We start from the raw sequence: 12446 nt of genomic DNA on the forward strand, positions 1-12446 counted from the left end.
GCTCAAGTGAAAAGCTTTGTCTATAACGGCCAGCCGGCACGCGTCGTCTTCGGATCGGGTACGATCGCAAGGCTGCCGCAGGAGATCGACCGGCTGGGGTTGAAACGCGTGCTCGTGCTTGCGACGCCGCCTAAGGAGGCCGACGCCCGGCGTCTTGCCGGATCGCTCGGCGGTGCGGCGGCCGGAGTCTATGCCGGGGCCACGATGCACACGCCCGTGTCGGTGACCGAGGACGCGCTGCGGGTCGTGGCGGAACTCAAGGCCGACGGGCTGGTTGCGGTCGGCGGCGGCTCCACGACGGGCCTCGCCAAGGCGATCGCCTTGCGCACCGACCTGCCGCAGATCGTGATGCCGACGACCTATGCCGGCTCGGAAATGACGCCGATCCTCGGCGAGACGAAGGATGGCGTGAAAGTCACGCAGTCGAGTCCGCGTGTGCTGCCGGAAGTGGTCATCTACGACGTCGACCTGACGATGACGCTTCCCGCTTCCTTGTCGGGGACAAGCGGCATGAACGCCATCGCCCATGCCGTCGAGGCGCTCTATGCGAGGGAAAGCAATCCGGTGATAGATCTGATGGCGGCCGAGGCCATTGGCGCACTGGTGAGCGCCTTGCCGGTCATCGCCGAGAAGCCGCATGACCGCGATGCGCGCTCCAAGGCGCTCTATGGCGCCTGGCTCTGCGGCATCTGCCTCGGCTCGGTCGGTATGGCGCTGCATCACAAGCTTTGCCATACGCTGGGCGGCAGTTTCGATCTGCCGCATGCGGAGACCCACACGATCGTGCTGCCGCATGCGCTGGCCTACAATGCGCCTGCCGTTCCGGCCGTCATGCAAACCTTGCGGGCGGTGCTGAAGACGGACGATCCCGCGATGGCTCTCTACGATCTCGCGGGCAGGATCGGCGCCAGGCGCGCGCTCTCCGAGATCGGCATGCCGGCCGACGGGATCGACATAGCGACGGACCGCGCGCTGGCCAATCCCTACTGGAACCCGCGGGCGCTGGAGCGAGAACCGATCCGCGCTCTTATCGCGCGCGCCTATGCCGGCGAGCGGCCGCGGGCCTGAGAAGCTGAATGTCCCTGGAGGAGTTATCGCCATGACAGGCATCGCGGACGCCGCTCGACCGAAATATCCCTATTTCGAGGAAGAGACCTCGGTCGACGTGGTCAACGCGCGCATGGGACCGGATGTCGACCCGCGCCTGAAGGAGGTCATGGGTGTGCTGGTCAAACATCTGCATGCCGCCGTCAAGGAGATCGAGCCGACGCATGAGGAGTGGCTGCAAGGCATCAAGTTCCTCACCGATGTCGGCAAGATGTGCTCCGACTGGCGGCAGGAGTTCATCCTTCTCTCCGACACGCTCGGCGTTTCCATGCTCGTCGACGCGATCAATCACCGCCGCCCGAACGGCGCTACGGAAAACACCATCCTCGGGCCGTTCTATGTGCCCGAGGCGCCGCGCTACGAGCACGGCGCGAACATCTGCCTCGACGGCAAGGGCGAGCCGATGGTGGTGCGTGGGCGCGTGCTCGACACGCAAGGCAAGCCGATCGCCGGCGCGCTGATCGACGTCTGGCAGACCAATGACGACGGCTTCTACGATGTCCAGCAGAAGGACGTGCAGCCCGGCTGGAACCTGCGCGGCGTCTTCACCACCGACGAGAAGGGCGAATACTGGTACCGTTCGGTCAAGCCACGCTACTACCCGATCCCCGACGACGGACCCGTCGGAAAGATGCTCGCCGCGCTCGGGCGTCATCCGAACCGCGCGGCGCATGTGCACTACATCGTCAGCGCGCCGGGCTATGACCCGGTCATCACCCACATTTTCGCGCCCGACTGCCGCTACCTCGCCGAGGACGCCGTCTTCGGGGTCAAGGATTCACTGATCGCCGATTTCATCAAAGTCACCGACTGGGAAAAGGCGAGCGAGCTCGGTCTCGAAGCGCCGTTCTGGTCCGTCGAATGGGATTTCGTCCTGGCTCCCAAGACAGCGGGGACTTGAAGCTGGCCAGTTTCGTCCAAATTGGACAAAAGCTGCCGCGGGCCACCTGATCGGCGTATCCTTCCTCCCGGGAAGGAGAGTGTGCGGATGAACGATCACGAGTTCCTGCGCGTCTATGATTTCGTGGATCGCCTGCGCCGGCCTTTCCTCGGCGTCACTGCGATTTGCAGGCCGTCCTCATCTGAATATCGGCATACCCCGTAAAGCACATCGCGCTGAAACGGATTCAGGCGACGCGCTTTAGGTCCTTTGTTTGATGCATGTCGTTGCCGCAAAACCGAGGTCACTTTTGCGCGACATGCATTAGTCGGTCTGGATCCAGACCGCCTTCGTTTCCAGATATTCGTGCAGATGCTCGACGCCGCCTTCACGGCCATAGCCGGACATCTTCATGCCGCCGAAGGGCACGGCCGGGTCGATGGCGTGATACATGTTGACCCAGACCGAGCCGGCCTTGACGCGGCGCGCGAGCTTGTGCGCGGTGCCGAGATTGGTGGTGAAGATACCAGCCGCCAGACCATAAGGCGTCGCATTGGCGCGCGCGACGGCTTCATCCAGCGTGTCGAAGGGCATCGCCGAGATGACCGGTCCGAAGATCTCTTCGCGCGCGATGGTCATCTTGTCCGACACCGCGCCGAAGACGGTCGGCGCGATGAAGTTGCCGCCGTCATAGAGCTCGCCCGTCAGCCGCGAGCCGCCGGCGACCAGCCGGGCGCCTTCGTCGCTGCCCGCCTTGATGTAGCCTTCGACCTTGCCGGCCTGCCTCGCATTGATAAGCGGCCCGATTTCCGTCTCCGCCTCGATGCCGTGGCCGATGCGCAGCTTGCCGGCGAACTCGGCGACCCGGCGCACGAACTCGTCATGGATCTCGCGCGCCACGAACAGGCGCGATCCGGCGATGCAGATCTGGCCTGAATGTACGAACACCGCCATCGCCGCGACCGGCACGGCCTTGTCGATATCGGCATCGCGGCACACGATGATCGGCGACTTGCCGCCAAGCTCCAGCGAGACGCGCTTCAGGTTGGTGACGCCGGCGCGGGCGATGGCCTGGCCGGTCAAGGTCGAGCCGGTGAAGACGATCTTGTTGACATCGGGATGCTCGGCGAGCCGCGCGCCGGCCTCGGCGCCGGTTCCGGTGACGATGTTGACGACGCCGTCGGGCACGCCGGCCTCCTGCATCAGCTTCGCGATCAAAAGCGGCGTCAACGATGCGTCTTCCGACGGCTTGAGCACGATGGTGCAGCCGGTGGCCAGGGACGGCGCGATCTTCCAGATCGAGGCTGCGGTGGGCGCATTCCAGGGGATGATCGCGCCGACGACGCCGACCGGTTCGCGACGGGTGAAGGTGACGATCTCGCCGGGAATGGAATTGTCGATCGCCTCGCCATGCAGCGCGGTCGCCATGCCGCCATAGAAGCGCAGCATGCCGATGACGCGGCGCCGGTTGGCCAGCGTGCGGGTGATCGGCAGGCCCATGTCGAGCGTGTCGGAGACGCTGAGCTCTTCCCAATGCTTCTCGAACAGGTCGGCGATCCTGAACAGCACGCATTGCCGCTCGTAGGGCGAGAATTTCGACCAGGGGCCTTCGAAGGCCGCGCGCGCCGCGGCGACCGCGGCGTCGATATCAGCGGCTCCGCCGCGCGGCACGGTCGCCAGCACTTCGCCCGTCGCCGGGTTCAGCGCCTGCATCACCTCACCGGACTGCGCCGCGACCCACTTGCCGGCGATGAACATCGGCCGGAATTCGCCATGGTAGAGCGTGGTGGCCTTCGCCCTCGGGTCGAAGTTCAGCGTCATCGTCTCCTCCTCACGAATTCCGACGCGACTATTACTCCCGCCGGAGGCGACCTCAAACAAGGAAAGCTAAAAGGGCGTCCTCCATCTGGATGATGCAGCGCGATTGATCGGGGAGGGGGGACGGGATCTGGGTATCCAATCATGGCGGCCGGTAGCTCGACGGCGCGGTATCGAGCGTCGATGCGACCGGCCCGGACTTGATCGCTCCGGCGGGCTAACCGGACGCAAGCCTCATCGCGCCGTCCATCCGGTTTGCCGAGGCGGCAGGTTGCGCCGATCGTGCCCGGCGGTTATGTCGGGTCACGATTTCCTGACGAGAGGCAGAGTTGATGAAGGTCGTTTCCACCTCCAAATCGCATGGCGGCGTCCAGGGCGTTTACTCGCACACCTCCGACGTCTGCGCCTGCGACATGACCTTCGCCGTGTTCGTGCCGCCGCAGGCCAAGGACGGGCCGCTTCCGGTCCTGTGGTACCTGTCGGGCCTGACCTGCACGCATGCAAACGTCATGGACAAGGGCGAGTACCGGCGGCTGGCATCCGAGCTCGGGCTCGTCATCGTGTGCCCCGACACCAGCCCGCGTGGCGCCGACGTTCCCGACGAGAAGGACAATTGGCAGTTCGGCTGCGGCGCCGGCTTTTACCTCGATGCGACGCAGGAGCCTTATGCGAAGAACTACCGCATGTATTCCTACATCACCGAGGAATTGCCGGCGTTCGTCGCCGCCAATTTTCCCGTCGACATGTCACGCCAGGCCATTTTCGGTCATTCGATGGGCGGACATGGCGCGCTGACGATCGCGCTCAAGAATCCGCAACGCTACCGGAGCTGCTCGGCCTTCGCGCCGATCGTGCAGCCGTCGACGGCCAACTGGTCGCGGCCTGCTTTCGAAAGATATCTCGGATCGGACGAAAAGAGCTGGCGCGCCTATGATGCGACGCTGCTGATCGAGGATGGGAAGCGCTTTCCGGAATTCTTCGTCGACCAGGGCACGGCGGACGGCTTCCTGCAGGACGGTCTTCGGCCATGGCTGCTCGAAGAAGGATGCAGGAAGGCAGGCATCGATCTCACCCTGCGCATGCAGGAGGGCTACGACCACTCCTATAATTTCATCTCGACCTTCATGGACGATCACCTGAAATGGCATGCCGGCCGGCTTGGGTGATTGTCGTCCGTAAAATGTTCGCCCGGCCACCTCACGGCCTATTCCGCGCCCGCCATGGCTGACAATCGGGCGTTCACCTTCTGGTGAGCGCGCGAATTTTCGCCGGAACATTCGCCTTTTCGCGCTGTTGGGTTTCAACCGCAGCGCGGAAAGGAGCGTTCGCATGGACAATCCGCGATCCACGGCAAGCATAGCCGGCCATCCCATACACCCGATGCTCGTCACCATCCCGATTGCCTGTTTCGTCGGAACGTTGCTCACCGATATCGCCTACTGGCGGACAGCTGAAATGACCTGGGCCAATTTCTCGGCCTGGCTCCTGACCGTGGGTGTCATCGTCGGTATCCTGGCCGCCATCGCCGGGCTTACGGACTTTCTTGGGGGCCGCAAGATACGTGCTCAGCCGACGGCATGGCTGCACATGGCCGGCAACGTCGTCGTGCTTGTCCTTTCCTTCTTCAACATGCTGATCCACACGCGCGACGCATGGACATCCGTCGTGCCGACCGGGCTGATCCTGTCGGCGCTGGTGGTCGTGATCCTGATCTTCACAGGCTGGCTCGGCTGGGCGCTGGTCTATCGCCATCATGTAGGAGTGGCCGATGAGACGGTTTGACAGCGCGATCAAATGGACGACCGCGGCGCTTTGCTGCGTGATGGCCCTGGGCGTTGCCGGCTGCAGCGACGACAACACCGATCCGAATGCCCAGATCGGCCCGAATCCGAAGCTGCCGGAGATAAACCAGTACCTGTTCCCGCCGATGCATCTGGCCTCGGTGGTCGGCTGGAAAAACGACGAAAAGCCGACCGTCGCGCAAGGCCTGCAGATCGAGGCCTTGGCCAAGGGGCTTCAGCATCCGCGCTCCCTTTACGTGCTGCCCAACGGCGACATTCTGGTGGTGGAATCCAAGGCGCCTCCCGAGGCCTCGGCCAAGCGTCCGAAGGATATCGTCATGGGCTGGGTCGAAGGCTGGGTCACCTCCGGCGGGGACACCGGGCCTAGCAACCGCATTACGCTCCTGCGCGACACCAACGGCGACGGCGAGCCAGATTACCAGGGCGTGTTCCTCGACCATCTCACCTCGCCCTTCGGCGTGGCGCTGGTCGGCAACGACCTTTATGTCGCCAACACGGACGCGATCGTGCGCTATCCCTACCAGCCGGGCGACACCAAGATCACGGCGCCCGGCAAGGTGCTGACGGAACTGCCCGGCGGGCCGATCGATCACCACTGGACGAAGAGCCTGGTCGCGAGCCCTGACGGTTCGCTGCTCTATGTCGGCGTCGGTTCGAACAGCAACATCACCGAGAACGGTATCCAGGCCGAGAAGGACCGCGCCGCGATCTGGGAAGTGGACCGCGCCACCGGCCGCTCGCGCATTTTCGCCAGCGGGTTGCGCAATCCAAACGGCCTCTCTTTCGAGCCTCAAAGCAAGGCGCTTTGGACCGTGGTCAATGAGCGCGACGAGCTCGGGCCGAACCTCGTGCCGGATTATATGACCTCGGTGAAGGACGGCGCCTTCTATGGCTGGCCCTACAGCTATTACGGCCAGCATGTCGATCCGCGCGTCATGCCGCAGCGGCCGGACATGGTGGCCAAGGCCATCCCGCCGGACTACGCGCTGAGCTCGCATGTCGCGCCGCTCGGGCTTGCCTTCTACACCGCGAGCAACCTGCCGCAATCCTATCGCGGCGGCGCTTTTGTCGGCGAGCATGGCAGTTGGGACCGCTCCCGCTTCAACGGTTACAAGGTGGTCTTTGTGCCTTTCAGCGGCGGGCATCCAAACGGCATGGTGCAAGACGTCGTGACCGGCTTCCTCAACGACAAGGGCGAGGCGAGAGGCCGTCCGGTCGGCGTTGCCGTCGACAAATCCGGCGCGCTGCTGATTGCCGACGATGTCGGCAATACGGTGTGGCGGGTCACGGCAGCGGCGCCCGGATCCACGTAAAAGCCAGGCTCAATGTCGAGGAAGGCGCGCACCAGCTTGCCGCCGCTGCGTTCGCGCGGGCAGATCAGCGCTCGTCCATCAGCGTCTCCGGCGCGTCGATCGTGATCGGCACCAGCCGCGAGTCGTGGCCGAATTCGGCCGCCGAGACGGTCGCGCATTTCGTGCTGATCTCCGCCTTCACCTTCTGCTCCGCTGCTCGGGTTCGAACGCGTCACTGGCCGTCAGACGAGTGCGTAGCCTCAGCAATCTAGGATGCCCGCCGTTTGCCGTAGCGTTTGATCAGGCGCTCGCGCTTCAAGCGCGACAGCCTGTGCGTCCAGAAGAGCCCGTCGAGCTGGTCGATCTCATGCTGGTGGCAGGCCGCCAGCAGACCCTCGGCGTCCTCGAACCGCTCCTTGCCCTCGAGATCCTGATAGCGAACCCGCACGCGGGCGTGCCGCTCGATATCCTCCGTCACACCGGGCATCGAAACGCTACCTTCCGCATTGCGGATCATTTCGGTCGACGCCTCGACTATCGACGGATTTACAAAAATCCCGGACTTGGAGGACGAAGGAAGTTGGATCGCCACCACACGTTTCAAAATGCCGATATGCGGGGCGGTGATACCAATCCCGGGCGCAGCATACATGGTGTCGAGGAGATCGATGGCGAGACGGAACAGCTCGACGTCGAACCGTTCGACGGGATCCGCGACCGCGCGCAGCAGGGGATCGGGAAATTTTATGATCGGGTGGACTGCCATGTATCAGCTCACAGGCTTCTGCAGCACGTCGAATTGCGGGTTGGTTTCCGAGAAAATCGGCAAGGCCGCGGCGCCGAGCACGGAGGTGTCCTTGCCCGCGGCGCCGACCAGCACTCGCGGGGTCATGCGGGCGCTGGTCGAGCTCACCGAGAGATGCAGCGGTTCGAGTCGGCTGGCCAAAGCCTCGATCACCGGCAGCGGCATGAAGCCGCCGAGCACGACGGTCTCGGGATCGAGCGCCATTTCCAGGATATCGATCGCCTGCCGCAACGGATCGACCGCCTCGGCGAGCCAGGCTTCGAAACGGCTGTCGCCCTTTGCCAAAAGCTCTTCCAGCAGGTCGGGAGAGGCATGGTCGGGATCCGGCAGGTCGAGCCTGTCATAGGCCGCGCGCAGCGAAACGTAGCGCTCCAGGCAGCCGCGCTTGCCGCAGTCGCAGGGCAGGCCGCCCGGCCTGACGATGATGTGGCCGATCTCGCCGGCATTGTGGCGGCTTCCCTTGTAGAGATGGCCGTCGAGAAAAAGGCCGGCGCCCAGGCCTGTCCCGATGAAGAGGTAGACGAAACTGCCGAGCTTGCGGGCAACGCCATAAAGCCGCTCGCCGATAGCCGCTGCGGTGGCGTCGTTCTCGACGGTGACGGCGATACCTGTCAGCCGCTCCAGTTCGTCGGCGACCGGAAAATCATGCCAGCCGGGGAGCGCCGTTGGGCCGACCGACGTCATGCCTTCGACGCCGAACGGCCCGGGCATCGCCATGCCTATGCCGAGCAGCTTCGCCCTGTCGAGCCGGGACGTTGCGATCAGGTCGCTCGATATCCCGGCAAGCAGCGGCATAGCCCGCGTGGGCGTCGGCCGGTCGACATGTCTCTCGATGCGGGCGCGCATGGTGCCGGAGAGATCGGTGACGACGCCGACGGCCAGCTGGTGGTCGAGCTGCAGGCCGATCGAATAACCGCCATCCGGGTTGATGGAGTAGGGGACGGCCGGCTGGCCGCGCGCGCCTTTCAGCGTTGCTTCCGGGCGCAGCAGCCCGGCCGCTTCCAACTCCTCGACGATGTTGGAGATGGTCTGCGACGACAGCGCCGTTAGCCTTGCAATCGCCGCCCGCGACAGCGCGCCGTTGGTGCGGATCGTTTCGATCACCACACGCCGGTTGTGCGATTTCGCCTGCTCGAGGTTAGTGCCGGAGATGGCTTTCTTGAGGGTCATTCGGTACTTACCAGTCACGGAAACTGTAGATTGCTACTTCAGAAAATCAAGTTGATTTAATTACTTAGCGCTAGGCATCACTTTTAGAACGAGGCGAGGTTGAAAGCCCTGGCCGACCTGTCATGCCCTGTCGAGCGGATATCGATCGTGCCCCGCGACCAATTGGGCAGGAACGATCTCGCGGCTGACGCATTTTGCCTCGCATCAACAGCCGAGGGACCAGATGCGCATAGCCCATGTCGCGCCGCTTTATGAATCCGTGCCGCCGAAACTCTATGGCGGGACCGAGCGGATCGTCTTCTACATCACCGAAGCGCTGGTCGAGCTCGGCCATGATGTGACGCTGTTCGCGAGCGGCGATAGCGAGACGTCGGCGCGGCTGGTGCCTGGACGCGACCAGGCAATACGCCTCGACGCGCGGCCGAAGAAGTCGGAGATCGCCGCGCATCTGGCCATGCTCGCCGATGTGCGCGAGCGCGCCGACGAGTTCGACGTCATCCATTTTCATCTCAGCCACTTCCTGCATTTCCCGTTCTTCGAAGAGATCGCGGGACGGACGGTGACGACGCCGCACGGCCGGCTCGACTATGTCGACCTGGCGCCGGCCTATAAGCGCTTTCCGCGTTTCCCGATGATCTCGATTTCGCAGAGCCAGAAGCGCGGCCTGCCGGACGCGAACTGGCTGGCCACCATCCATCACGGACTACCGCTCGATGCCTACCGGCCGACCTGCGAACCACAGGGGGAAGAGCCGTATCTCGCCTTCCTCGGACGCCTGTCGCGCGACAAACGGCCGGACCGCGCCATCGAGATCGCGCGGCGTTCCGGGTTGAAGCTGAAGCTGGCGGCCAAGATCGGCGACGACGACCGCGCCTATTTCCGCGATAACATCGAGGCGCTCATCGACGGTGACCGCATCGACTATGTCGGCGAGATCACCGAGGACGAGAAGGCTGAGTTTCTCGGCAATGCGGCAGGCCTGCTGTTTCCCATCGACTGGCCGGAGCCGTTCGGCCTCGTCGCGATCGAGGCCATGGCCTGCGGCACGCCGGTGATCGCCTGGAACAACGGCGCCTTGCCGGAGATCGTCGACAATGGCGTCACCGGTTTCGTGGTGGACAGTGTAGACGATGCGGTAGCGTCGATGCCAGCACTTCTCGATCTCGACCGGCGGCGTGTGAGAGCCGTCTTCGAGAAGCGGTTCTCGGCGACAAGAATGGCGCGCGACTATCTTGCTGCCTATATGCGCCTGACCGGCATGCCGGAGGCCAAGGCCTCCTGACCTTCACTGCGCCAATCTACGAGATAGAGCATGATGTCGTCCGAAACCGCTTCATACTTTTCGGCGTCATGCTCCAGGGCGGGCAAACGAAGAGGTGACGAATGACGGAGCTCGACGAGCGCAAGCTCGATCCTGCCGTGGCCCTTTCCTCGCTCGACGAGACGGCGCCGCGGGAACCGCACCGGCTTTTTGCCCTCAAACAGGGCGACTGCTTCGCCGTCGCCGATGCCTATGGCGACATCAGGGGGGCGGGCGACGGGTTCTTCCGCGACGACACGCGAGTGCTGTCCGAATTCCGGCTGACCATCGGCGGCAGGCAGATGTCGCTGCTCGGCGCATCGCTCAGCCAGGACAATGTGCTGTTCACGTCCAACCTGACCAACCTGCCGATCAAGAGTGCCGGCGGGCGCGATATCCCGCAGGGCGCGATCCATATCGAGCGAGTCAGGCTCATCTGGCAGGACAGGTTGTTCGAGCGGATCACGCTTTCCAACTACAGCCGCGAGCATTCCACCATCACCGCCTCGCTGCACTTCGCCGCCGATTTTCGCGACATGTTCGAAGTGCGCGGCTCGACGCGGGTGAAGCGCGGTACGACGCATGTCGCCAAGACCGACAAGACTTCGGTGCTGCTCGGCTATGACGGTCTGGACGGCCTGCCGCGGCTTTCCGCGATCTCCTTTTCGCAGGCGCCGGACCAGTTGAGCGACAACCGCGCCGATTTCCTCATCGCGGTGACCAAGCGCAGTCAAAAGGTGCTCTATATCGAGGTTGGCCCGGAGATCGCCGATGCGCCCGACCGCGACCGCTTCCGCGCCGCGGCGGCACGAGCCCGCTTCGGCATGCGCGCCAAGCGCAGACACGGCGCCACAGTGCACAGCTCGGGTCGCGTCTTCAACGATTGGGTCGAGCGCGCCCGCGCCGATGTGGCGCTGCTCACCACCGAGCTTTCCACCGGGCCTTACCCTTATGCCGGCATTCCATGGTTCTCGACGGCGTTCGGACGCGACGGCGTGATCTCGAGCCTGCAGATGCTTTGGCTCAATCCGGGCCTGGCGCGCGGCGTGCTTGCCTTTCTGGCCGAGCACCAGGCGACCGAGACCTCGCCCTTCAGTGATTCCCAGCCGGGCAAGATCATGCATGAGACCCGCAAGGGCGAGATGGCGGCGCTGCGTGAGCTTCCTTTCGGCCGCTATTATGGCGGCGTCGACACCACGCCGCTCTATATCCATCTGGCTTCTGCTTATGCCGACCGCACCGGCGACATGGCCTTCATCGACAGGCTTTGGCCATCGCTCAAGGCCGCCGCCGAATGGACGGAGGAGGCAAGCAGCGCCACCGGTTTCGTCACCTACCAGCGCGCCGCCGAATCCGGTCTCGCCAACCAGGGCTGGAAGGACAGTTTTGACTCCGTCTTCCATGCCGATGGGCGCATCCCCAAGGGGCCGATCGCGCTGGTCGAGGTGCAGGGCTATGTGTTTGCCGCCTTCCGCGGCCTGGCCGCGCTGGCGCGCCGCCGCGGCGAGTTCGCCGACGCCGAGCACTGGGAAAACCGGGCCGAGGAAATGCGGGTCGCGGTGGAACGCGACTTCTGGCTGGACGACATGAATTTCTATGCACTGGCCATCGATGGCGAGGGCCAGCCCTGCAAGGTGCGCACATCAAATGCGGGACACCTGCTTTTCGTCGGGCTGCCGCAGCCTGAGCGCGCCAAGCTGGTCGCCGAGCAGTTGCTCTCGGCCTCTTTCCATTCCGGCTGGGGCTTGAGGACGCTCGCCGACGATGCGGTGTTTTTCAACCCGATGTCCTACCATAACGGCTCGATCTGGCCGCATGACACGGCGCTTTGCGGCGTCGGCCTCGCGCGTTACGGTGAACGCGACAGCGTGGTGCGGCTGATGAGCGGCACTTTCGAGTCGGCCGTGCATTTCAACATGCGGCTGCCAGAACTGTTTTGCGGGTTCGCTCGGGCCCCAGGCGAAGCGCCCATCGCCTATCCCGTCGCCTGCCTGCCACAGGCCTGGTCGGCCGGTTCCACCTTCATGCTGATGCAGGCCTGTCTGGGCCTGGAAATCGATGGCTGGAAAGGCGAATTGCATGTCACGCGCCCAAGGCTGCCGATCGGCATCGACACCCTCGTGCTCCGGCATCTGAGCGTCGGTGACAAGGCCGTCGATTTGACCTTCCAGCGGGTCGGCGACCGTGTCGCCGCCTTCCTTTCCGATCGTCATGAAGGCCAGGTGCCGCTTATCGTGCGGACTTAGAAGAAGGCGTCGCAAGTCCGCGTTCA

Annotated in this window: 10 protein-coding genes; 7 read left to right on the forward strand and 3 right to left on the reverse strand. The window is 64.1% G+C overall.

The genetic code is table 11. From position 1 onward, the window contains the following. Nucleotides 1-6: 6 nt before the first annotated feature. Both RFM52_RS13295 and RFM52_RS13300 read left to right on the forward strand, forming a co-directional pair. Nucleotides 7-1068 carry a maleylacetate reductase gene (locus RFM52_RS13295; protein WP_320297132.1) on the forward strand — a complete coding sequence of 354 codons (1062 nt, stop codon included), beginning with the start codon at nucleotides 7-9 and terminating at the stop codon, nucleotides 1066-1068. Between the two features lie 31 nt (nucleotides 1069-1099). After that, on the forward strand, nucleotides 1100-2008 hold the full coding sequence (locus tag RFM52_RS13300; protein WP_320297131.1) for an intradiol ring-cleavage dioxygenase: 909 nt from the start codon (nucleotides 1100-1102) through the stop codon (nucleotides 2006-2008). 303 nt (nucleotides 2009-2311) lie between these two features. On the opposite strand, the gene RFM52_RS13305 is transcribed toward RFM52_RS13300, so the two are convergent. Further along, complete coding sequence (locus RFM52_RS13305; RefSeq protein ID WP_320297130.1) at nucleotides 2312-3808, reverse strand: aldehyde dehydrogenase family protein; 1497 nt, start codon at nucleotides 3806-3808, stop codon at nucleotides 2312-2314. Between the two features lie 329 nt (nucleotides 3809-4137). Between RFM52_RS13305 and fghA the strand changes: the two genes are divergently transcribed. The 3 genes from fghA to RFM52_RS13320 all read left to right on the forward strand — a co-directional run bounded on the left by fghA (nucleotide 4138) and on the right by RFM52_RS13320 (nucleotide 6920). Further along, on the forward strand, nucleotides 4138-4971 hold the full coding sequence (gene fghA / locus RFM52_RS13310) for an S-formylglutathione hydrolase (protein ID WP_320297129.1): 834 nt from the start codon (nucleotides 4138-4140) through the stop codon (nucleotides 4969-4971). A gap of 163 nt (nucleotides 4972-5134) precedes the next feature. After that, nucleotides 5135-5587, forward strand: a complete 453-nt coding sequence (locus tag RFM52_RS13315) for a DUF2231 domain-containing protein (RefSeq protein WP_320297128.1) — start codon at nucleotides 5135-5137, stop codon at nucleotides 5585-5587. Nucleotides 5588-5627: 40 nt separating this feature from the next. Then, nucleotides 5628-6920, forward strand: coding sequence for a PQQ-dependent sugar dehydrogenase (locus tag RFM52_RS13320; RefSeq protein ID WP_320297240.1), 1293 nt, complete (start codon nucleotides 5628-5630; stop codon nucleotides 6918-6920). Nucleotides 6921-7167: 247 nt separating this feature from the next. On the opposite strand, the gene RFM52_RS13330 is transcribed toward RFM52_RS13320, so the two are convergent. Both RFM52_RS13330 and RFM52_RS13335 read right to left on the reverse strand, forming a co-directional pair. Continuing rightward, nucleotides 7168-7665 carry a peptide deformylase gene (locus RFM52_RS13330; RefSeq protein WP_320297127.1) on the reverse strand — a complete coding sequence of 166 codons (498 nt, stop codon included), beginning with the start codon at nucleotides 7663-7665 and terminating at the stop codon, nucleotides 7168-7170. A 3-nt stretch (nucleotides 7666-7668) separates the two neighbouring features. Continuing rightward, on the reverse strand, nucleotides 7669-8874 hold the full coding sequence (locus tag RFM52_RS13335; RefSeq protein WP_320297126.1) for an ROK family transcriptional regulator: 1206 nt from the start codon (nucleotides 8872-8874) through the stop codon (nucleotides 7669-7671). A gap of 223 nt (nucleotides 8875-9097) precedes the next feature. Between RFM52_RS13335 and RFM52_RS13340 the strand changes: the two genes are divergently transcribed. Further along, a complete protein-coding gene (locus RFM52_RS13340; RefSeq protein WP_320297125.1) occupies nucleotides 9098-10156 on the forward strand; it encodes a glycosyltransferase family 4 protein in 1059 nt (352 codons plus the stop codon). Between the two features lie 101 nt (nucleotides 10157-10257). Next, the gene (locus RFM52_RS13345; RefSeq protein ID WP_320297124.1) at nucleotides 10258-12420 is read left to right on the forward strand and encodes an amylo-alpha-1,6-glucosidase; all 2163 of its coding nucleotides are present in this window, start codon (nucleotides 10258-10260) and stop codon (nucleotides 12418-12420) included. The last annotated feature ends 26 nt before the right edge of the window (nucleotides 12421-12446 follow it).

The organism is Mesorhizobium humile (assembly GCF_033977215.1).
In the GTDB taxonomy this organism is placed as follows: Bacteria; Pseudomonadota; Alphaproteobacteria; order Rhizobiales; family Rhizobiaceae; genus Mesorhizobium; species Mesorhizobium humile.

Coding starts and splice junctions, on each gene's coding strand:
- RFM52_RS13300 (WP_320297131.1), top strand. CDS start 1,100: ATGACAGGCATCGCGGACGCCGCTCGACCGAAATATCCCTATTTCGAG.
- RFM52_RS13305 (WP_320297130.1), bottom strand. CDS start 3,808: ATGACGCTGAACTTCGACCCGAGGGCGAAGGCCACCACGCTCTACCAT.
- fghA (WP_320297129.1), top strand. CDS start 4,138: ATGAAGGTCGTTTCCACCTCCAAATCGCATGGCGGCGTCCAGGGCGTT.
- RFM52_RS13315 (WP_320297128.1), top strand. CDS start 5,135: ATGGACAATCCGCGATCCACGGCAAGCATAGCCGGCCATCCCATACAC.
- RFM52_RS13320 (WP_320297240.1), top strand. CDS start 5,628: ATGGCCCTGGGCGTTGCCGGCTGCAGCGACGACAACACCGATCCGAAT.
- RFM52_RS13330 (WP_320297127.1), bottom strand. CDS start 7,665: ATGGCAGTCCACCCGATCATAAAATTTCCCGATCCCCTGCTGCGCGCG.
- RFM52_RS13335 (WP_320297126.1), bottom strand. CDS start 8,874: ATGACCCTCAAGAAAGCCATCTCCGGCACTAACCTCGAGCAGGCGAAA.
- RFM52_RS13340 (WP_320297125.1), top strand. CDS start 9,098: ATGCGCATAGCCCATGTCGCGCCGCTTTATGAATCCGTGCCGCCGAAA.
- RFM52_RS13345 (WP_320297124.1), top strand. CDS start 10,258: ATGACGGAGCTCGACGAGCGCAAGCTCGATCCTGCCGTGGCCCTTTCC.